The following is a 19446-nucleotide window of genomic DNA, read 5'->3' on the forward strand; positions in this document are numbered from 1 at the left end:
CGTTGGCCTGTTGCTAAATTATCTTTTGTGATTAATGCAATTCAGATGCCAATCTTTAAACACCGCAGCAGGCGGGTTTTCTGCGTTTCCTGCCGCCCTTTTGCACCGCAATCAGGCAGCCCTGCCCGTTAACTGTGCAGTAGGTCACATTAGCTGCGTTCGATAAGCGTTTTAACAGTGAGTAACGCCTGAGCGATGTCGACCATCCGCTGGTTTTTATCCATCGCCATTTTGCGCAGCGACTGCCAGGCCTGTTCCTCGCTGAATCCCTGATGATTCATCAGCACACTTTTCGCTTTGTCTATCACCCGACGCGCCTCCAGCGTGTCCTGAAGCGACGCCAGTTGGCTACTAAGTTGCTCAAGTTGCCGCGCCTGCTGGCGCACGACTAACAGCAGCGTTTTGTCATGACGCAGACAAAAATCATCCTCAAGCGTATCGTTGATCCAGTTCTCGACGGGGAGGCCCGACTCCTGCTGGCCCAGACGTCGGGTTACCGTGTCCATCAGTTCAGCAATAAGCCGCTCTTCTACACAACGGAGGTGATCGAGCCGCCGGGTCTGAAGTGCGAACCAGCGAAGCGCACTCGCGCCCTTATCGCCTTCAGGCAGACGCGTACAGGCCTGGCGGCGTAGCTGTTCGATGGCGCCATCAGCTTCGCAGTGCTGATGAAACTGTTGCACCGCCGCAGGTGAAGCCAGCGTGAGAAAGGTGTCAAAACAGGGTTGTTGACCATCGATGCGGTCCACCAGCGCCTGGCGCATTTCAGCGCTCAGGTGCCCGTGAGTGAAGCCAATCGCGCCCAATGCCCGCTCTTGCCCCACCAACTCTTTTCCCTGCATAAAGCTATAGAGCGCGACCATGCCCGCCGCGATGTGATGATCCTCGATGCTGTCATTAAGTTGCGGAACAATACTCAGCAGGTGGCGCAACAGACGGCTATACTGCGCCATGGTTTGCGGCGCGTCCTGATGACGACCTTTCACCGCTGCACGCAGCGCGGGTAACTGCTCCAGACACCACACCGCACCTGCAATACGATGACAAAGCGCGCTGTTGGCAATCGGCTGCATCTCCTGCAGCAGGATCATAAACTGAGCCTGCTGTTCGTCCACCAGCGCCCAGCTGGCGCGAACTTCCGGACCATACAGCGTACCGTCCGAGCATAACCAGATATTGGATGCGCCGCGTTCGCACTGTAGCATATGCACCAGATGGCTTATGCGAATCACCAGTTTGCCCGACTGCGCCAGTTGGCGAAGCTGTGCGTTTTCGCGCTGGCGAGCGTACTGATACCACTGTGTCGCGGCAGGTGCTTCCACGTTTGTCATCATCTCTGCTCTCCCGGGTGATGGCTTTACCCGAAGAACAAGCAAAATTCATGCCCTTTGCTAACAGGAGTTAACATGCAAAAGATTGTGATCGTCGCCAACGGTGCGGCATATGGTAGCGAATCGTTATTTAACAGCCTGCGTCTGGCGATTGCCTTGCGTGAACAGGCTGGTGAACTCGACCTGCGACTGTTCCTGATGTCAGATGCCGTCACTGCGGGTTTGCGTGGACAGAAACCGGCAGAAGGCTACAACATTCAGCAAATGCTGGAGATCCTCACCGCCCAGAACGTGCCTGTCAGATTGTGCAAAACCTGCACAGACGGACGCGGGATCACCAGCCTGCCGCTGATCGACGGTGTCGAGGTAGGAACGCTGGTTGAACTGGCGCAATGGACTCTGGCGGCGGATAAGGTCCTCACGTTTTAATGCGTTGGCGCGAAATTAACTCTCTTTTTGCATTATTAGAATTCGAATCATCGTTTTTGTTACGCATTTAATTTTCTTATGTCAAACGACATAGCATCAAGTTTCTCACGCCCTGTGCCGATATTTTTTCATACAATATCTACCAGGAAACTTGATGCTATGTTCACATCAATTCGCGCCAGAATTATCTCCGCTGCTGCGGGCTGCCTTATGGTAGCCCTGATCCTTAACACCTTAATTAACCTACAGGTGACCCGCCTCGACAATCAGCAAACGCAACAGGAAACACTGCGTAGCACCAGTGCCAGCCATGGTCAGGGTATTCGCGACTGGGGTAACAGTAAGATGTCTATGATTACCTCATTGCAACAGATCGCGTTAGACAGCGATCCTGTTCCTGCCTTTAAACTCTTAGCGCAGGCCGGAGGCTTCACAAACGTTTACGCGGGTTATGCGGACAAAACGGCTCGATTTTCTGATTCGAACGGGATCCCGGCAGATTATGATCCCACCAGCCGCATGTGGTACCAGCAAACAGCCAGTAGTAATGCCCCTGTTATCACTGAACCTTATCTTGATGTAGCCACCAAAAAACTGGTGGTCACCTTCGCGGCACCGCTAACGGAAAATGGCGAACTTAAGGGTGTTGTTGCGGGTGATTTGTCGATGGATACCGTCGTTGATAACGTTCGCGGCATTCGCCCTACGCCGGAAAGTAGCGGTCTGCTGGTCGACGGAAACGGAACGATCATTGCCGCCGGCGATTCCGCCTTAACAATGAAAAACTTCTCCAGCGCCGTTACGGGTCTTACCTTTAAACAGCTGGTCAACGGTGAAGCTCAGACCGGCAGTCTGGCCGGTGTTGATAAATCATTCCTTGCATCACGCGTCGAGGGAACGCCGTGGTGGCTGGTCATTGCGCTGGATGAAAGCGATGCGACCTCGGGTATGGTGGCGCAGCTTAAAGCATCACTGTTGTCGCTGCTATTTCTGGTCCTTATCGGCGGCGCGATTGTTCATCTCATCGTCACCCGCCTGATGAAACGTTTGTCTCAAATTCGCGATGCGTTACGTAATATTGCCAGTGGTACGAACGATCTTTCTCAGCGTTTACCGGACAGTGGCAATGATGAAGTGGCGCAAATTGCCGGGGCGTTCAATGCCTTCTGCGATAAGCTTTCGGTGGTGATGGTTCAACTGCGTGAGGCCAGTGGCTCCGTTAAAATTGCGGCCCAGGAGATCGCGAGCGGTAACCAGGATCTCTCGGTACGCACCGAGCAGGCAGCATCCAGCCTGCGGGGAACCGCCTGCGCCGTTGAGCAAATTACCGCCTCCGTTTCTCAGTCAACCGAGTCTGCTGCGGAAGCGAACGATCAGGCGCAGAAAGCCTCTCAGGCCGCAACGCGTGGCGGTGACGTTGTCACCCAGGCTATTTCAACAATGAAATCGATTGAAGAGGCCTCGGCGAAAATCGGCGACATTACCAGCGTGATAGATGGCATCGCGTTTCAGACCAATATTCTGGCACTGAACGCCTCGGTCGAAGCCGCTCGAGCAGGTGAACAAGGCCGTGGTTTTGCCGTGGTGGCTGGGGAAGTGCGTAATCTTGCCAGCCGAAGTGCCCAGGCGGCCAGGGAGATTAAAACGCTGATTGATTCCACGACGGAGAGCGTGGCGACCGGTTCACGTTATGTCCATCTCGCCGGTGAAAGCATGAAGGAGATAGTTTTAAGCATCAGCAATGCTTCCGGGATTATGCGCGAGATAAATATCGCCTCCAGTGAACAAATGCAGGGGATTCAGGAAATCAACAACGCCATTTCTCATCTGGATCGAATGGTGCAACAGAATGCCGAACTGGTGGTGGAGTCCGCTGCGGCTGCGGACGCGTTGCAGGGCCAGGCAGGCGAGCTGGCTGAAACTGCCGGGCATTTCCGAATTTAATCTTGTTAGGGCGCATTGTTGTCAAAAGTTAGTGCGCCAGATCACGGTTTTTTGCGGCATTTTGTCATTATTGTTTAATCGTTATGCCATTTTTTGATCAAAATCAGCATTCGGAGACTCACTCTTTGGTGTTATGCAAAGAGCAAAATGTGAACAACATCACGCAGTACTTCCGCCAGGAAGTACGTTGTTTTCGATACGGGGTGAAAAATGGCATTAGTGAAAGCAAGTCTGAAATTGTTTGGCGGAGATACCGTGGTCGTGCGCTGTTCTGAGCGCTGCCACATTCATTTGATGAGCGAGAAAAATCACATTAAAGACACGCAGACCGACATTTTAAGCGTGCAGAATCGTGATAACGCATGGTTAACCGTACCGTATACCGGCGTCTGGAATGTGCTGATCGACAGTCACAGCCAGTCGCTGGAACATTCCATCAGCTACATTGCCGCTTGATTGATTTCTCATGCCGGATGGCGTCGCAGGCGACTTATCCGGCCTACAAATTACACTGAACTCCCAGGCCTGATAAGCGAAGCGCCATCAGGCAAAGCCTGGTCGCATAACCCCTTCCGGCATACCTTCGCCTAGTAAGCCGCGTACATTTGCCACCAGATCGTCCAGGCACTCATCCTGCATGCCGAGTTTCAATAACGCCTGCTCAAGCGAGAACAGATACTGGGCATTAGTGCCGAGTGGTCCACTGGCTTTGGCAATCAGCGGCGCAATCACCTGCGCGCGGGTATCGGATTCATACAACGGATGACGCGGATCCATAATAAACACCAGCGCGTTTACCGTCCGCCCATCATCCAGATCCAACTGGCACCAGGTGGGAAGATAGCAACCCGTAATCATTTCACGCTTCCACAGCAGCGTCAGTTCCTGCTCAAGCGAAACCTCTGGCAGGCGATAAGCCACGCCAGTGGTGCGTCCGCCCTCTTTCAGTGCAAGCATACGACCAGGCTGACAGGCTGTGCCCCTCCCTGCGGTGAGTCGCAGACAGAAGGCCCGGTGCCACCCCACCAGCGTACCGGTACACGACTCGTCAAATTCTAATGCCGGGTTCCACATCAACGATCCATAACCGAAGATCCACACCGGTCCATCGTCCGGTCGGCAGGCCAGCGTCGCCGCCAGCGACGCCGTACGTTGTTCTGCTGACCATAAGAGTGATTCTTCAATAGCACCAAATGCCGTTTTGCAATCGGCATTGATCAAGAAATCACGCGTTAACACCTTACATACCTCCGCCACTGCATACTTCCTTGTGACAACTTTTGACGCCTTCCGGGCATTTTAACTGCTCATTTTGAAACCAATAGCAGGACAATATGCAATTCACGGGCCGCTTGCAAGGGAGCTCCTGTGTCACGGAGCACGATTCGCCAACGCATTCGCTGTATCAATAAATTTTGACCTTACAATTGAGGTGCTTATGATTTCTTATGCCATTTGTCATCATCCCCTTTTTCATAATCATTTTTCACCGCCGCCCAGGCGACCTTATGCGCCGTCTCCTCCCGACTGGCGTCGTCACGGCGATCTTCTTTGTCCTTATATTGATCCCAGGCGCTATTGAACGCTTCTTTATAGATGTCCTGTGCATGCGCCGGCAAAACATTCTGAACATTATCCGGAAGGTCTTTTTTGGATTTATAAGGCATAGCGGACTCCTCATTTTTGCGAAACCTTAAGTGTGGTCAACAATGAATCGCCCTGCCACTCTTTTGCGGTTTATTCCTCTGCGCAAACGTCTAACATTCTGTTATTTAAATATTCTCTAAACAAAACTCCCTTTTATAACGGGTTAAATGAGAAAAAGCGGAGCGCGGTAAAATTTCGTAAAACATCACCAGCAACGCCGCGATTTCTGGTATTTTTTACAATCAGTAATACTTTTATAACTAAAATTCTGCCTGCAGAGATGGAGATCGTTAATGACCAATAGCCATGAGGCGGTGAAAACCCGCCACAAGGAGACATCGCTTATTTTCCCGGTTCTGGCGCTGGTAGTGCTGTTCCTGTGGGGAAACAGCCAATCACTACCAGCGGTAATCGGAATTAATATTCTTGCCCTGATTGGTATTTTAAGCAGCGCGTTCAGCGTTGTCCGCCACGCCGATGTATTAGCTCACCGCCTCGGTGAACCCTACGGCTCGCTTATTTTGAGTCTCTCTGTAGTTATTCTGGAAGTCAGCCTGATATCGGCGCTAATGGCGACCGGCGATGCTGCGCCGACGCTGATGCGCGATACTCTCTATTCGATCATTATGATTGTAACAGGCGGCCTGGTTGGTTTTTCATTACTGCTGGGAGGACGTAAATTCGCGACCCAGTATATGAATCTGTTTGGTCTTAAGCAGTATATGATCGCCCTGTTCCCGCTGGCGATTATTGTGCTGGTATTTCCGATGGCGCTGCCGGGAGCTAATTTCACGACCGGTCAGGCGCTGCTGGTTGCGTTAATCTCCGCCGCCATGTACGGCGTTTTTCTGCTTATTCAAACGAGAACGCACCAGAGTTTGTTTGTCTATGAACATGAAGATGAAAGCGACGACGATGATCCGCATCACGGGAAGCCCTCTGCCCACGGAAATATGTGGCATACCGCATGGCTGATTATTCATCTGGTTGCCGTTATTGCCGTGACCAAAATGAACGCGTCTCCGCTTGAAGCGCTGTTGACAGAACTGAATGCGCCGGTCGCTTTTACGGGCTTCCTGGTGGCACTGCTGATCCTCTCACCCGAAGGGCTGGGAGCGCTGAAGGCGGTACTGAATAATCAGGTACAGCGGGCAATGAACCTGTTCTTTGGTTCGGTGCTGGCAACCATTTCATTGACGGTGCCCGTGGTTACGCTGATTGCGTGGGCGACGGGTAATGATCTGGTGTTTGGTCTGGGCGCACCGGAAATGGTCGTGATGGTCGCTTCGTTAGTGCTGTGCCATATTTCCTTTTCCACGGGGCGAACCAACGTGTTAAATGGAGCTGCGCATTTGGCACTGTTTGCTGCGTATCTGATGACGATTTTCGCCTGATATAAAAAAGCCCGAAAGCACTGATGCATTTCGGGCTTACAATGTGACACCGTAGGCCGGATAAGACGCGTTGGCGTCGTCATCCGGCACACCGCGCCAGAATTTAGTTCTCGGTATCCAGCTCGTCGAAGCTTTTCACCAGATCGTCAATTGCTTTCATCTGCACGAGGAACTGTTCCAGTTTCGCCAGCGGCAGCGCGGACGGACCATCGCATTTCGCGTTGGCTGGATCCGGATGCGCTTCGATAAACAGGCCGGCCAGGCCAACCGCCATCCCCGCGCGCGCCAGTTCAGTAACCTGACCACGACGACCGCCGCTTGCGGCACCGAACGGGTCGCGACATTGCAACGCATGCGTCACGTCGAAAATCACCGGGCTGTTGCCGGAGACTTTTTTCATCACGCTAAAGCCCAGCATATCAACAACCAGGTTGTCATAGCCAAAGTTCGCGCCACGATCGCAAAGAATCACCTTGTCATTACCACCCTCGTGGAATTTATCCACGATATTACCCATCTGCCCCGGGCTCACGAACTGCGGTTTTTTCACGTTGATGACCGCACCCGTTTTCGCCATTGCTTCCACCAGATCGGTCTGGCGAGCAAGGAAGGCAGGCAACTGGATCACGTCAACTACGTCGGCAACCGGCTGCGCCTGGCTCGCTTCGTGCACATCGGTGATCACCTTCACGCCAAACGTCTGCTTCAGCTCCTGGAAGATTTTCATCCCTTCTTCCAGGCCTGGTCCACGGTAAGAATGGATAGAGGAACGGTTGGCTTTATCAAAAGAGGCCTTGAACACGTAAGGGATACCCAGCTTTTGGGTAACGGTCACGTAGTGCTCACAAATGCGCATCGCCAGATCGCGAGATTCCAGCACGTTCATACCGCCAAACAGCACGAACGGCAGATCGTTTGCCACCTTGATGTCGCCAATGCTAACCACTTTTTGTTTCATAGGATCGCCTTAATGATGAGTAAGAATGTCGATAAATTAATGCAGGACAATTTGCTTATGCGAGATGTTATTAATCTGCGCACGAATCATTTCGCTGATCGGGTCTTCCGGACACTGCTCAACGAAATAGCTTAAATCGGTCAGCGCAACGTGCTCACATTCCAGTTGCGCATAGATCAACCCCCGGTCACGAATTTCATACGGATCTTCCGGGTTAAATTGCAATAACGCTTCGCTCGCGCGCAGCGCCAGTTCCATCTGCTGCTCTTCCATTAATGAGGATTTCAGCGTATCCAGCAGTTTGCGAATCACTTCGGCATTATCGGCCTCGTCGAGATCTTCGTTGAATAACTCAGCGACCGGGCTGATATTCCCCTTCAGCCACACCTCAAGCGTATGCTCATTTAACGTTTCGCCATTGAACGGATTAATAAGCCACATCTCACCTTCCAGTGACTCAATGCGCAAAATAAGCTGGGTAGGAAATATTACCGGAACCAGCGGCAGTGACAGACGGTTAGCAATCCATAACAAGATCGCCCCTAATGAGACGGCGCTACCCTGGCGGTTCTTCAATACCTGGTCAAGCCACAGTGCGTCGGATAACCGGTAAACGCCACGGGTATCGGTAAATCCCCATTCGCCGTAAAAGAGTGCCAGCAATTTTTCCAGTTGCTCATCCTGAGACAGGAGCTGGCTAATTTCTTCTTGCGCGAGGCTGACCAGACGTTCCAGTTCGTCATAGACAGACTGTGTCGGGAAATCCAGACGGATCGATTCCGATGCCAGGATCATCCCATCGCACAGTGGCGCTTTATTAAATTCGAAATCAGCTAACGACCTCATGACTTACCCCAGTAACGGTATTTTTGTGGTGGCGAGTTTAATGATGATGTACAGCACCACCAACGCCAGCAGGAAGATCGTTTTCTCGCTGCTGACTGCGCGTTCGAAGCATTCAAACGCAATAAAACCCAAAACGATGTAGATAATACCCCTAAACAGCTTTTCAGTCAGCCTTCCATCCGAGCGTGATACGCTCGTTGCCGCCATAGTCACGACAGGTTTCCACTGACTGGTAACCCGCACGGACAAAAACCTGCCTGACCGCCGTTCCCTGCTGCCAGCCATGCTCCAGCAGTAAGCAGCCGCCGGGCATCAACGCCGGTCGTGACTGTTCAATAATATGCACAATGTCCGCCAGACCATGATCGCCTGCCACCAACGCAGAGAGGGGTTCGAAGCGCACATCCCCCTGCGACAGATGTGGATCCTGTTCGTCGATGTACGGCGGATTGCTGACAATCATTGCAAACTGTTGCCCCGGCAAGGCGCTAAACCAGACGCTCTGCCGGATATGTACGTTGTTAATCGCCAGATGTTCAGCATTTCGCTGCGCCAGCGCAACGGCATCCGCCATGCGGTCGACAGCGGTCACCTCGCAGTCGGGACGCTCCGACGCCAGCGCCAGCGCAATCGCCCCCGTACCCGTGCCAAGATCGAGGATCCGGCACGGTGTCGCCGGCAAGCGCGCCAACGCCTGCTCGACCAGGCACTCGGTATCCGGGCGAGGGATCAGCGTTGCCGGTGAGACAAACAGCGGCAGCGACCAGAATTCCCGCACCCCGGTTAAATGCGCGATGGGTTCTCCCTGCTTACGTCGCGCCAGCAGCGTCGCTAACTGTTCTTGCTGGGCATCAGTTAACTCCGTTTCGCCAAACGCCAGAAGGTACGTGCGCCCTTTGCCAGTGACGAATTCGAGCAAAATCTCGGCGTCACGACGCGGACTTTCGCTTTCCGCCAGTTGGCTTATCGCCTCACCTAACCAGTGCTGAAAATTCATTATTCCTGCTCTGACAACGCCGCCAGCTGATCGGCCTGGTATTCCTGCACAATCGGCTCAATCAGCATGTCCAGTTTGCCTTCCATCGCTTCATCCAGACGGTAAAGCGTCAGGTTGATGCGGTGATCGGTCACGCGCCCCTGCGGGAAGTTATAGGTGCGGTTGCGGTCACTACGGTCGCCGCTACCCAGCAGGTTACGGCGTTCTGACGCTTCCGCCTGCTGGCGTTTTGCCACTTCCGCCGCACGGATACGCGCGCCTAATACAGAGAGCGCTTTGGCTTTGTTTTTATGCTGCGAACGCTCGTCCTGGCATTCCACAACGATACCGGTCGGTAAGTGCGTAATACGAATCGCGGAGTCGGTGGTGTTAACGTGCTGCCCGCCTGCACCGGAGGAGCGGAAGGTATCAATTCGCAAATCGGCCGGATTGATGTCCGGCAGCTCCGCTTCTGGCAGTTCCGGCATCACCGCAACTGTACAAGCTGAGGTGTGGATACGTCCCTGAGATTCGGTTGCTGGCACACGCTGTACACGGTGACCGCCGGACTCAAACTTCAGTCGGCCATAGACGCCGTCGCCGCTGACTTTCGCAATGATCTCTTTGTACCCACCATGCTCACCCTCGTTGGCACTCAGGATTTCTACGCGCCAGCGACGCGCTTCTGCATAGCGGCTGTACATGCGGAACAAATCACCGGCAAACAAGGCGGCTTCATCACCACCGGTACCAGCACGAACTTCAAGAAAGGCATTGCGCTCATCGTCTGGATCTTGCGGCAGCAGTAAAACCTGTAATTGCTGTTCCAGTTGTTCACTTTTGTCTTTCGCTTCGCGCAATTCTTCCTGCGCCATTTCACGCATTTCAGGGTCATCAAGCATCATTTGTGCCGTTTCGATATCTTCCTGAACCTGTTGCCAGTCGGTAAAACAACGTGAAACATCGCTTAGCTGCGCATACTCACGCGACAGCGCGCGAAAACGTTCCTGGTCTGCGATGGTTCCCGCATCACCCAGCAGCGCCTGAACTTCTTCATGGCGTTCATGCAGGGCTTCCAGTTTAGCAACGATAGAAGGCTTCATAGGCGTAAATGCACCTTATAAAAAAGAAGAGGGTACTGCTACTCCAGCCCGAGGCTGTCGCGCAGAATATTCAGGCGTTCTTCATCCCCGTCACGGGCGGCCTGTTGAAGAGATTTGGTTGGTGCATGAATCAGGCGGTTGGTCAGTTTCCATGCCAGATCCTGCATAATGGCTTGCGCGTCGCCCCCCTGTTCCAGGGCGGCCAGCGCTTTGGCTGTCAGTTCATCACGCACCTGTTCCGAGTGACTACGGTATTCACGAATGGTTTCACTGGCGCTCTGGGCGCGCAGCCAGGCCATAAATTCGCTGCTCTCCTGCGCAACAATCGTTTCCGCTTCCACCGCCGCTGCTTTACGCTGCGCCAGATTATGCGAAATGATGCTTTGTAGATCGTCAACGCTGTACAGATACGCATTCGACAATTTGCCAACTTCCGGCTCAACGTCGCGCGGAACGGCAATATCCACCAGTAGCATCGGCTGGTTGCGACGGCTTTTCAACGCGCGTTCGACCATGCCTTTGCCGATAATAGGCAACGGACTGGCGGTTGAGCTGATGATGATGTCGGCTTCACGCAGGCGTTCGTCGATGTCGCTGAGCGCGATCACTTCGGCCCCCACTTCATCGGCCAGAACCTGCGCGCGTTCGCGCGTGCGGTTGGCGATAATCATCTTCTGCACTTTATGTTCGCGAAGATGACGCGCAACTAACTCAATGGTTTCGCCAGCCCCGACCAGCAGGACGGTAACGGTGGAGAGAGACTCAAAGATTTGGCGCGCAAGGGTACATGCGGCAAACGCAACGGAGACAGCGCTGGCACCAATATCGGTTTCGGTGCGTACCCGTTTTGCCACAGAGAATGACTTCTGGAACATCCGTTCCAGCACGGTGGCGTTCAAATGGCCTTTTTGCGAATCGGCGAAGGCTTTTTTCACCTGACCGAGAATCTGGGGTTCGCCAAGTACCAGCGAATCCAGCCCGCTGGCGACCCGCATCAGATGGCTGACAGCGTCGTTATCCTGATGCCAGTAAAGGCTACTGCGGAGATCGTCTTCGTTAAGATTATGATAATCACATAACCAACGGATCAGCGCTTCCTGCAGATTGTCCTGCTCTTCAACGCTGAGATATAACTCTGTGCGGTTACACGTCGACAGCACCACGCCACCCTGCACCATCGGCAGCGCTTGCAGGCTTTCCAGAGCCTGATCGAGCGTGTCCGGCGAAAACGTTACGCGTTCTCGCAGCGATACAGGAGCCGTCTTATGGTTAATACCGAGCGCTAAAAGGGTCATGTCTGCGGGAATAGTACCAGCGTTGATATGGTTAGTCTGCTTGCATCATACAGGATGCGCGTGGTCAATAAAAGAGAGCGCCCCCTTTTGGAGTAATAGCTCACTGTTTAAATTAAGATAACGAGAACGTAGACGATGTTATCGCGCGGCGCTAGCATTAAGGGTTATAAATGCAACCCGTGGCAAGCTTTGCCGGATGACGGCGTCCTCGCTTTATCCGGCCTACAATGTCCACTCGTCGGCCTGATAAGCGTAGCGCCATCAGGCAATCATTGCTCAGTATTACAAGGATTCGTCATCATTATGACCCTGCCTGATTCTCGCGTTCTTCGTCTGCTCCCGCTGGCAAGCCTGATCCTCACCGCTTGTACCCTTAACGCCCCTAAAGGCCCGGGGAAAAGCCCGGACGCTCCGCAATGGCGGCAACATCAGCAGGATGTCCGGACGTTAAACCAATACCAGACGCGCGGTGCATTCGCTTATATCTCCGACGAACAGAAGGTGTATGCCCGCTTCTTCTGGCAACAGACCGGACAGGACCGCTATCGCCTGCTGCTGACCAACCCGCTCGGGAGCACAGAACTTGAGTTGAATGCGCAGCCGGGTAACGTGCAGTTAGTGGACAACAAAGGGCAGCATTACACCGCCGACGACGCCGAAGAGATGATCGGCAAACTAACCGGAATGCCAATTCCACTGAATAGCCTGCGCCAATGGATCCTCGGTTTACCGGGCGACGCCACGGATTACAAACTGGATGACCAGTATCGCTTAAGCGAAGTTAACTACAGCCAGGAGGGTAAAAACTGGAAAGTGGTTTACAGCGCTTACGACAGCAAAACAAAACCGGCGATGCCTGCCAATATGGAACTCTCCGACGGCACGCAGCGCATCAAGCTGAAAATGGATAACTGGATAGTGAAATGATGACCTTCTGGCCATCTCCGGCGAAACTCAATCTTTTTTTATATATCACCGGGCAGCGTGCGGACGGTTATCACACGCTGCAAACCCTGTTTCAGTTTCTCGATTACGGTGACACCCTTGGCCTTGAACTGCGTAGCGACGGCGAAATTCATCTCTTAACGCCGGTTGACGGCGTCGCGAATGAGGACAATTTGATCGTCCGCGCCGCCCGCTTACTGATGAAAACGGCCGCGGATAGCGGGCGTCTTCATACGGGGAGCGGCGCAGATATCCGCATTGAAAAGCGATTGCCGATGGGCGGTGGCCTTGGCGGTGGTTCCTCAAATGCGGCTACGGTGCTGGTCGCCCTGAATCACCTCTGGCAATGCGGCCTTTCCGTGGACGAACTGGCAACTCTGGGATTAACGCTGGGTGCCGATGTGCCGGTGTTTGTGCGTGGCCATGCGGCCTTCGCTGAAGGAGTGGGTGAAATCTTAACCCCGGCTTCCCCAGTCGAAAAATGGTATCTGGTTGCCCATCCTGGGGTCAGTATCCCCACGCCGGTCATTTTTAAAGACCCTGAACTCCCCCGCAATACGCCAAAAAGGTCAATAGATACGTTATTAAAATGTGAATTCAGCAATGATTGCGAGGTAATCGCAAGAAAACGTTTTCGCGAGGTTGATGAGGCGCTTTCCTGGCTGTTAGAATACGCGCCGTCGCGCCTGACTGGAACAGGAGCCTGTGTCTTTGCTGAATTTGATACAGAATCCCGTGCCCGGCAGGTGCTTGAGCAAGCTCCGGAATGGCTTAAGGGTTTTGTGGCGCGTGGGATGAACATCTCCCCCCTACAGCAAGCCATTCTGGCGCAGACTGAGTTTCGGTGACAACGTCACCCTGTTCCAGACGTTGCATCGCGCTCTTTAATACACCGCCTGGATAGCCTTTCGCCTGGCCCGCACCGTTTTCGGCGAAAGTTATCCACCAATGGACGCATGCCTGAGGTTCTTCTCGTGCCTGATATGAAGCTTTTTGCTGGTAACGCCACCCCGGAACTAGCACAACGTATTGCCAACCGCCTGTACACTTCTCTCGGCGACGCCGCTGTAGGTCGCTTTAGCGACGGCGAAGTCAGCGTACAAATTAACGAAAATGTACGCGGTGGTGATATTTTCATCATCCAGTCCACTTGTGCCCCGACTAACGACAACTTAATGGAATTAGTCGTTATGGTTGATGCCCTGCGCCGTGCTTCCGCAGGTCGTATCACCGCCGTTATCCCTTACTTTGGCTATGCGCGTCAGGATCGTCGTGTACGTTCCGCTCGTGTGCCGATTACGGCAAAAGTTGTCGCGGACTTCCTGTCCAGCGTCGGCGTTGACCGCGTACTCACCGTTGACCTGCATGCTGAACAGATCCAGGGCTTCTTTGACGTTCCGGTTGATAACGTATTCGGTAGCCCAATTCTGTTAGAAGATATGCTGCAGCTGAACCTGGATAACCCGATCGTGGTTTCTCCGGATATCGGTGGTGTCGTGCGTGCCCGCGCTATCGCTAAGCTGCTGAATGATACCGATATGGCGATCATCGACAAACGCCGTCCGCGTGCTAACGTTTCTCAGGTGATGCATATCATCGGTGACGTCGCCGGTCGTGACTGCGTGCTGGTTGACGATATGATCGACACCGGTGGTACGTTATGTAAGGCGGCAGAAGCGCTGAAAGAACGTGGTGCAAAACGCGTATTTGCTTACGCAACTCACCCGATCTTCTCTGGCAACGCGGCAAACAACCTGCGTAACTCTGTGATTGATGAAGTCGTTGTCTGCGATACCATTCCGCTGACCGACGAAATCAAAGCGCTGCCAAACGTGCGTACGTTGACCCTGTCGGGTATGCTGGCCGAAGCGATTCGTCGTATCAGCAACGAAGAATCGATTTCTGCGATGTTCGAGCATTAATCGAACCCGGCTCAAAAACCCGCTGCGGCGGGTTTTTTCGTCTGTAATTATTATTTTTTACTCCACGTCACTATTCAGTATGCATCGAGGCAATCTGAATTATGATGTGGATATGTCTTATGCCTCCTTCACCTGCCACACTGGTTGACAGATGATGCGCTCATGGATGAAACATTATTGTGAACAAAATATTTTCCTCACATGTGATGCCTTTCCGCGCCCTCATCGACGCATGCTGGAAAGAAAAATATACCGCGTCACGGTTTACCCGTGATGTGATTGCCGGGATTACCGTCGGGATTATTGCAATCCCGTTGGCAATGGCGCTGGCGATAGGTAGTGGTGTGGCACCACAGTACGGTCTTTATACGTCAGCCGTGGCGGGGATCGTCATTGCCTTAACCGGTGGCTCGCGCTTTAGCGTTTCCGGGCCAACTGCCGCTTTTGTGGTGATCCTCTACCCCGTGTCGCAACAATTTGGTCTGGCGGGTCTGCTGGTTGCCACGCTGATGTCCGGGGTATTCCTGATCCTCTTTGGCCTCGCCCGCTTTGGGCGCCTGATCGAGTACATCCCGGTTTCGGTCACCCTGGGCTTTACTTCAGGGATTGGTATCACTATAGGTACGATGCAAATCAAAGATTTTCTCGGTTTGCAGATGGCTCATGTACCGGAACACTACTTGCAAAAAGTGGGCGCGCTGTTTATGGCGCTGCCGACGGTGAACCTCGGCGATGCCGCTATCGGCGTCGTGACGCTGGGTACACTGATTTTCTGGCCTCGTCTGGGCATTCGTCTCCCGGGTCACCTGCCAGCGCTGCTGGCGGGCTGCGCCGTTATGGGCGTGGTCAATTTACTGGGCGGTCATGTCGCGACTATCGGGTCCCAGTTTCACTATATTCTTGCCGATGGCACCCAGGGCAGCGGTATTCCGCAACTGCTGCCACAACTGGTGTTGCCGTGGAACCTGCCGGATTCTGATTTCACCCTGAGCTGGGACTCCCTGCGCGCCCTCCTCCCGGCAGCGTTCTCCATGGCCATGCTGGGTGCGATTGAGTCTCTGCTTTGCGCAGTGGTACTCGACGGAATGACTGGCACTAAGCACAAGGCCAACAGTGAACTGATTGGCCAGGGCCTGGGCAATATCGTTGCTCCGTTCTTTGGCGGGATCACCGCAACGGCAGCCATTGCCCGTTCTGCGGCGAACGTTCGCGCCGGAGCGACATCCCCTATTTCTGCGGTGATTCACGCCCTGCTGGTCATTCTGGCGCTTTTGGCACTGGCTCCGCTGCTCTCCTGGTTACCGCTGTCTGCCATGGCAGCACTGCTGCTGATGGTGGCATGGAATATGAGTGAAGCGCACAAGGTTGTCGACCTGCTGCGCCATGCTCCGAAAGACGACATCATTGTGATGATGATGTGTATGTCGCTGACGGTGCTGTTCGATATGGTGATCGCCATCAGCGTCGGGATTGTTCTGGCGTCCTTGCTGTTTATGCGCCGTATCGCGCGCATGACCCGTCTGGCGGCAGTAAACATTGAAGTCCCGGAAGATGTTCTTGTGCTGCGCGTGATTGGTCCGCTGTTCTTTGCCGCGGCCGAAGGCTTGTTTACGGACCTTGAATCACGAATTGAAGGCAAGCGTATTGTGGTACTGAAGTGGGATGCGGTGCCGGTTCTGGACGCGGGTGGACTGGACGCTTTTCAGCGCTTTGTAAAGCGACTGCCTGAAGGATGTGAACTGCGCGTAACTAATGTGGAGTTTCAACCGCTGCGCACGATGGCGCGATCCGGCATTAAACCGATTCCGGGCCGTCTGGCATTCTTCCCGAACCGCGATGCCGCATTGGCAGATTTGTCGTAACCAGCACTAAAGCCCGGGGGCGTTCGCGCTTACCGGGCCTTCTGGATACCGCGAAAGGTGCAAATTAACTATGGCGGCGATTATCGCTACGGCGGCACCGTTTATCATAGTGGCGAACCCACCAGTAACGGTCGCTGACCTGCTCATGTCCGCCCACACGGGCCCCCGCCAGCCACAGAATGGCACCAACAAAGATACTGAGCACCGCACCGTGTGCGAATAATTGCGGTAGGTTAAACTGAGGCAACTGGTTTAAAATAGAGTAACCAACGCCACCTACCATCACCACTAACCCCAACCCCATGAGCACATTGCCGATTAATGAAGCATTTTTGCGTTTCATGTGTCACCTCCGGAACTTTTGGGTTACTTCAGGGAATTCCCCTAAATCCTTATGTGTAAAGTATAGGCAACACCCCGTTTTCTAAGTGCGGGAGCGATCACAATTACAACCTATAGTTCAACAAAACTTTACAAATAACCCCCTGAACACCTTGACTTTCTAATAGTCCACATTGGCAATTATTCATTTATTGCGACATTCGCTGCGGTTTTTTGTCAAGCACGCCCGCAGACAGTAAACTACGCAGCAGTTTTGATAACGAGCAGGATAGAAAAACGTGGCGATTAAATTGATTGTCGGCCTGGCGAACCCTGGCGCGGAATACGCAGCAACCCGACATAATGCTGGCGCATGGTTTGTCGATTTATTAGCAGAAAGGCTGCGTGCCCCTCTGCGCGAAGAGCCGAAATTCTTTGGTTACACCTCAAGAGTGAATATCGAAGGCGAAGATGTCCGGCTGTTAGTACCGACCACGTTTATGAATTTGAGCGGCAAAGCGGTTGGCGCAATGGCCAGCTTTTACCGGATCAATCCCGACGAAATTTTAGTGGCGCATGATGAACTGGATCTTCCTCCAGGCGTGGCAAAATTTAAACTTGGCGGGGGCCACGGCGGACATAATGGGCTGAAAGACATCATCAGCAAATTGGGCAATAACCCTAACTTTTATCGCTTACGCGTAGGAATTGGTCATCCAGGCGATAAAAATAAAGTTGTCGGTTTTGTGCTTGGCAAACCGCCGGTTTCTGAACAGAAGTTAATTGACGACGCCATTGACGAAGCGGCGCGTTGTACGGAACTCTGGTACAAAGAGGGTCTGACCAAAGCAACCAACCGTCTGCACGCCTTTAAGGCACAATAAGCAGTGATGTGCGGCTTTTTTGCCATACGCCGTGTATAATAGGCAAAGTCATTTCATTTTTTACAACCTGTTTTCCATAACAGGTTGATTATCAAGTTATTAAGGTGATTTTAATCATGGGATTTAAATGCGGTATCGTTGGTCTGCCTAACGTCGGGAAATCCACCCTGTTCAACGCGCTCACCAAGGCGGGTATTGAAGCGGCTAACTTCCCGTTCTGTACCATTGAGCCGAATACGGGGGTCGTACCGATGCCGGATCCGCGCCTGGACCAACTGGCTGAGATCGTAAAACCGCAGCGCATCCTCCCGACGACGATGGAATTTGTGGATATCGCCGGTCTGGTTAAAGGCGCATCCAAAGGTGAAGGTCTGGGCAACCAGTTCCTGACCAACATCCGTGAAACCGAAGCGATCGGTCACGTTGTTCGCTGCTTCGAGAACGACAATATCATTCACGTCGCGGGAAAAGTTAACCCAGCGGAAGATATTGACGTTATCAATACCGAACTGGCGCTGGCGGATCTCGATACCTGTGAACGTGCTATCCATCGCGTACAGAAGAAAGCCAAAGGTGGAGATAAAGACGCGAAGGCTGAACTGGCCGCGCTGGAAAAATGCCTGCCGCACCTGTCTGAAGCCGGCATGCTGCGTTCTCTGGACCTGACGGACGAAGATAAAGCGGCCATCCGCTATCTGAGCTTCCTGACCCTGAAGCCAACTATGTATATTGCTAACGTCAACGAAGACGGTTTCGAAAACAACCCATACCTGGACCAGGTGCGTGAAATCGCCGCTAAAGAAGGCTCGGTTGTGGTTCCGGTGTGCGCAGCGGTAGAAGCTGACATCGCTGAACTCGACGACGAAGAGCGTGACGAATTCATGCAGGAACTGGGACTGGAAGAGCCGGGCCTGAACCGCGTTATTCGTGCAGGTTACAGCCTGCTGAATCTGCAAACCTACTTCACCGCTGGCGTTAAGGAAGTTCGCGCATGGACTATCCCTGTCGGCGCAACGGCGCCACAGGCGGCAGGTAAAATCCATACCGACTTTGAAAAAGGCTTTATCCGCGCCCAAACCATCGCGTTTGAAGACTTCATCACCTATAAAGGTGAACAAGGCGCGAAAGAAGCCGGTAAGATGCGCGCAGAAGGTAAAGACTACATTGTTAAAGACGGCGATGTGATGAACTTCTTATTTAACGTCTGATGGTTTCAGTCGTTTAAAGAGATTTCACTGATTCTCCAGGAATATACAAAATCCACGCTATGGCGTGGATTTTTTTATGTCTTCCCTGAATATAAACCCCCAGGTCTATATTATTAAAAAACACACCGGGAAATAGACAAGCCACGTTGTTTACTAAACGCCAATATACGCTCATCGCTCAATATCGCTATATAATAAAATATATAACACAGAATTGATTGTTGATTCATACTAGTTATAGGTTAATGCCGAGTTACCGTTCAGACTAATACAATAGACTTAAGTGAAATCCCGACTAATAAATTCAACATTTCCTTTCCAACCCACTGTTCACGCGCCACAACTCTCTTTTTTCTGCACCAGTCAAAAATGAGATCCTCT

At 52.9% G+C, this 19446-nt stretch carries 19 protein-coding genes and 1 pseudogene; 10 read left to right on the plus strand and 10 right to left on the minus strand.

The window, feature by feature from the left end:
• Positions 1-149: 149 nt before the first annotated feature.
• A complete protein-coding gene (nasR, locus tag HVY19_RS11090; protein WP_181680654.1) occupies positions 150-1334 on the minus strand; it encodes a nitrate regulatory protein NasR in 1185 nt (394 codons plus the stop codon).
• Between the two features lie 72 nt (positions 1335-1406).
• Here nasR and HVY19_RS11095 point away from each other — a divergent pair, with 72 nt between their 5' ends.
• From HVY19_RS11095 to HVY19_RS11105, 3 genes are all read left to right on the plus strand, one after another.
• Positions 1407-1760, plus strand: a complete 354-nt coding sequence (locus HVY19_RS11095; RefSeq protein ID WP_181680655.1) for a DsrE/DsrF/TusD sulfur relay family protein — start codon at positions 1407-1409, stop codon at positions 1758-1760.
• Between the two features lie 159 nt (positions 1761-1919).
• Positions 1920-3704 (plus strand): methyl-accepting chemotaxis protein, encoded by a 1785-nt coding sequence (locus tag HVY19_RS11100; protein ID WP_181680656.1) that lies wholly within the window; start codon positions 1920-1922, stop codon positions 3702-3704.
• Positions 3705-3914: 210 nt separating this feature from the next.
• On the plus strand, positions 3915-4160 hold the full coding sequence (locus tag HVY19_RS11105) for a DUF1883 domain-containing protein (protein ID WP_181680657.1): 246 nt from the start codon (positions 3915-3917) through the stop codon (positions 4158-4160).
• Between the two features lie 87 nt (positions 4161-4247).
• On the opposite strand, the gene HVY19_RS11110 is transcribed toward HVY19_RS11105, so the two are convergent.
• Positions 4248-4943, minus strand: coding sequence for a gamma-glutamylcyclotransferase (locus HVY19_RS11110; RefSeq protein WP_181684268.1), 696 nt, complete (start codon positions 4941-4943; stop codon positions 4248-4250).
• A 197-nt stretch (positions 4944-5140) separates the two neighbouring features.
• Entirely contained in the window at positions 5141-5371 is a 231-nt protein-coding gene (gene chaB / locus HVY19_RS11115; RefSeq protein ID WP_181680658.1) for a putative cation transport regulator ChaB, read from the minus strand.
• 273 nt (positions 5372-5644) lie between these two features.
• Here chaB and chaA point away from each other — a divergent pair, with 273 nt between their 5' ends.
• Complete coding sequence (gene chaA, locus HVY19_RS11120) at positions 5645-6745, plus strand: sodium-potassium/proton antiporter ChaA (protein WP_181680659.1); 1101 nt, start codon at positions 5645-5647, stop codon at positions 6743-6745.
• Between the two features lie 103 nt (positions 6746-6848).
• Here chaA and kdsA read toward each other — a convergent pair whose 3' ends face one another.
• The 6 genes and pseudogenes from kdsA to hemA all read right to left on the minus strand — a co-directional run bounded on the left by kdsA (position 6849) and on the right by hemA (position 11923).
• Positions 6849-7703 carry a 3-deoxy-8-phosphooctulonate synthase gene (gene kdsA / locus HVY19_RS11125; RefSeq protein ID WP_042318608.1) on the minus strand — a complete coding sequence of 285 codons (855 nt, stop codon included), beginning with the start codon at positions 7701-7703 and terminating at the stop codon, positions 6849-6851.
• A gap of 36 nt (positions 7704-7739) precedes the next feature.
• Positions 7740-8549 carry an invasion regulator SirB1 gene (gene sirB1 / locus HVY19_RS11130; RefSeq protein WP_181680660.1) on the minus strand — a complete coding sequence of 270 codons (810 nt, stop codon included), beginning with the start codon at positions 8547-8549 and terminating at the stop codon, positions 7740-7742.
• A gap of 3 nt (positions 8550-8552) precedes the next feature.
• Positions 8553-8720, minus strand: a pseudogene (locus HVY19_RS11135) (SirB2 family protein); the annotation flags it as partial.
• Positions 8713-9546: a peptide chain release factor N(5)-glutamine methyltransferase gene (prmC, locus tag HVY19_RS11140; protein WP_181680661.1), complete on the minus strand. Its 834-nt coding sequence runs from the start codon at positions 9544-9546 to the stop codon at positions 8713-8715. The pseudogene HVY19_RS11135 and the gene prmC, both read right to left, overlap by 8 nt.
• Positions 9546-10628 carry a peptide chain release factor 1 gene (prfA, locus tag HVY19_RS11145; protein ID WP_181680662.1) on the minus strand — a complete coding sequence of 361 codons (1083 nt, stop codon included), beginning with the start codon at positions 10626-10628 and terminating at the stop codon, positions 9546-9548. The genes prmC and prfA overlap by 1 nt, the downstream gene beginning before the upstream one ends.
• Positions 10629-10666: 38 nt before the next feature.
• Entirely contained in the window at positions 10667-11923 is a 1257-nt protein-coding gene (hemA, locus tag HVY19_RS11150) for a glutamyl-tRNA reductase (RefSeq protein ID WP_181680663.1), read from the minus strand.
• Between the two features lie 303 nt (positions 11924-12226).
• Here hemA and lolB point away from each other — a divergent pair, with 303 nt between their 5' ends.
• From lolB to dauA, 4 genes are all read left to right on the plus strand, one after another.
• Positions 12227-12850, plus strand: a complete 624-nt coding sequence (gene lolB, locus HVY19_RS11155; RefSeq protein ID WP_181680664.1) for a lipoprotein insertase outer membrane protein LolB — start codon at positions 12227-12229, stop codon at positions 12848-12850.
• Entirely contained in the window at positions 12847-13716 is an 870-nt protein-coding gene (ispE, locus tag HVY19_RS11160; RefSeq protein WP_181680665.1) for a 4-(cytidine 5'-diphospho)-2-C-methyl-D-erythritol kinase, read from the plus strand. The genes lolB and ispE overlap by 4 nt, the downstream gene beginning before the upstream one ends.
• Positions 13717-13842: 126 nt before the next feature.
• Positions 13843-14790, plus strand: coding sequence for a ribose-phosphate diphosphokinase (gene prs / locus HVY19_RS11165; RefSeq protein WP_001518537.1), 948 nt, complete (start codon positions 13843-13845; stop codon positions 14788-14790).
• A gap of 179 nt (positions 14791-14969) precedes the next feature.
• On the plus strand, positions 14970-16652 hold the full coding sequence (gene dauA, locus HVY19_RS11170; protein WP_181680666.1) for a C4-dicarboxylic acid transporter DauA: 1683 nt from the start codon (positions 14970-14972) through the stop codon (positions 16650-16652).
• 64 nt (positions 16653-16716) lie between these two features.
• Here dauA and ychH read toward each other — a convergent pair whose 3' ends face one another.
• Positions 16717-16995 (minus strand): stress-induced protein YchH, encoded by a 279-nt coding sequence (gene ychH / locus HVY19_RS11175; RefSeq protein WP_181680667.1) that lies wholly within the window; start codon positions 16993-16995, stop codon positions 16717-16719.
• Between the two features lie 277 nt (positions 16996-17272).
• Here ychH and pth point away from each other — a divergent pair, with 277 nt between their 5' ends.
• Positions 17273-17857 carry an aminoacyl-tRNA hydrolase gene (gene pth / locus HVY19_RS11180; protein ID WP_181680668.1) on the plus strand — a complete coding sequence of 195 codons (585 nt, stop codon included), beginning with the start codon at positions 17273-17275 and terminating at the stop codon, positions 17855-17857.
• Between the two features lie 116 nt (positions 17858-17973).
• Entirely contained in the window at positions 17974-19065 is a 1092-nt protein-coding gene (gene ychF / locus HVY19_RS11185) for a redox-regulated ATPase YchF (protein ID WP_181680669.1), read from the plus strand.
• Positions 19066-19446: the final 381 nt, after the last annotated feature.

Origin of the sequence: Citrobacter sp. RHB25-C09, assembly GCF_013836145.1 — a bacterium.
Lineage (GTDB): Bacteria > Pseudomonadota > Gammaproteobacteria > Enterobacterales > Enterobacteriaceae > Citrobacter_A.

Bases quoted from the DNA above. Each gene is read 5' to 3' on its own strand.
- nasR (WP_181680654.1), bottom strand. From the start codon at position 1,334: ATGATGACAAACGTGGAAGCACCTGCCGCGACACAGTGGTATCAGTAC.
- HVY19_RS11095 (WP_181680655.1), top strand. From the start codon at position 1,407: ATGCAAAAGATTGTGATCGTCGCCAACGGTGCGGCATATGGTAGCGAA.
- HVY19_RS11100 (WP_181680656.1), top strand. From the start codon at position 1,920: ATGTTCACATCAATTCGCGCCAGAATTATCTCCGCTGCTGCGGGCTGC.
- HVY19_RS11105 (WP_181680657.1), top strand. From the start codon at position 3,915: ATGGCATTAGTGAAAGCAAGTCTGAAATTGTTTGGCGGAGATACCGTG.
- chaB (WP_181680658.1), bottom strand. From the start codon at position 5,371: ATGCCTTATAAATCCAAAAAAGACCTTCCGGATAATGTTCAGAATGTT.
- chaA (WP_181680659.1), top strand. From the start codon at position 5,645: ATGACCAATAGCCATGAGGCGGTGAAAACCCGCCACAAGGAGACATCG.
- kdsA (WP_042318608.1), bottom strand. From the start codon at position 7,703: ATGAAACAAAAAGTGGTTAGCATTGGCGACATCAAGGTGGCAAACGAT.
- sirB1 (WP_181680660.1), bottom strand. From the start codon at position 8,549: ATGAGGTCGTTAGCTGATTTCGAATTTAATAAAGCGCCACTGTGCGAT.
- prmC (WP_181680661.1), bottom strand. From the start codon at position 9,546: ATGAATTTTCAGCACTGGTTAGGTGAGGCGATAAGCCAACTGGCGGAA.
- prfA (WP_181680662.1), bottom strand. From the start codon at position 10,628: ATGAAGCCTTCTATCGTTGCTAAACTGGAAGCCCTGCATGAACGCCAT.
- hemA (WP_181680663.1), bottom strand. From the start codon at position 11,923: ATGACCCTTTTAGCGCTCGGTATTAACCATAAGACGGCTCCTGTATCG.
- lolB (WP_181680664.1), top strand. From the start codon at position 12,227: ATGACCCTGCCTGATTCTCGCGTTCTTCGTCTGCTCCCGCTGGCAAGC.
- ispE (WP_181680665.1), top strand. From the start codon at position 12,847: ATGATGACCTTCTGGCCATCTCCGGCGAAACTCAATCTTTTTTTATAT.
- ychH (WP_181680667.1), bottom strand. From the start codon at position 16,995: ATGAAACGCAAAAATGCTTCATTAATCGGCAATGTGCTCATGGGGTTG.
- ychF (WP_181680669.1), top strand. From the start codon at position 17,974: ATGGGATTTAAATGCGGTATCGTTGGTCTGCCTAACGTCGGGAAATCC.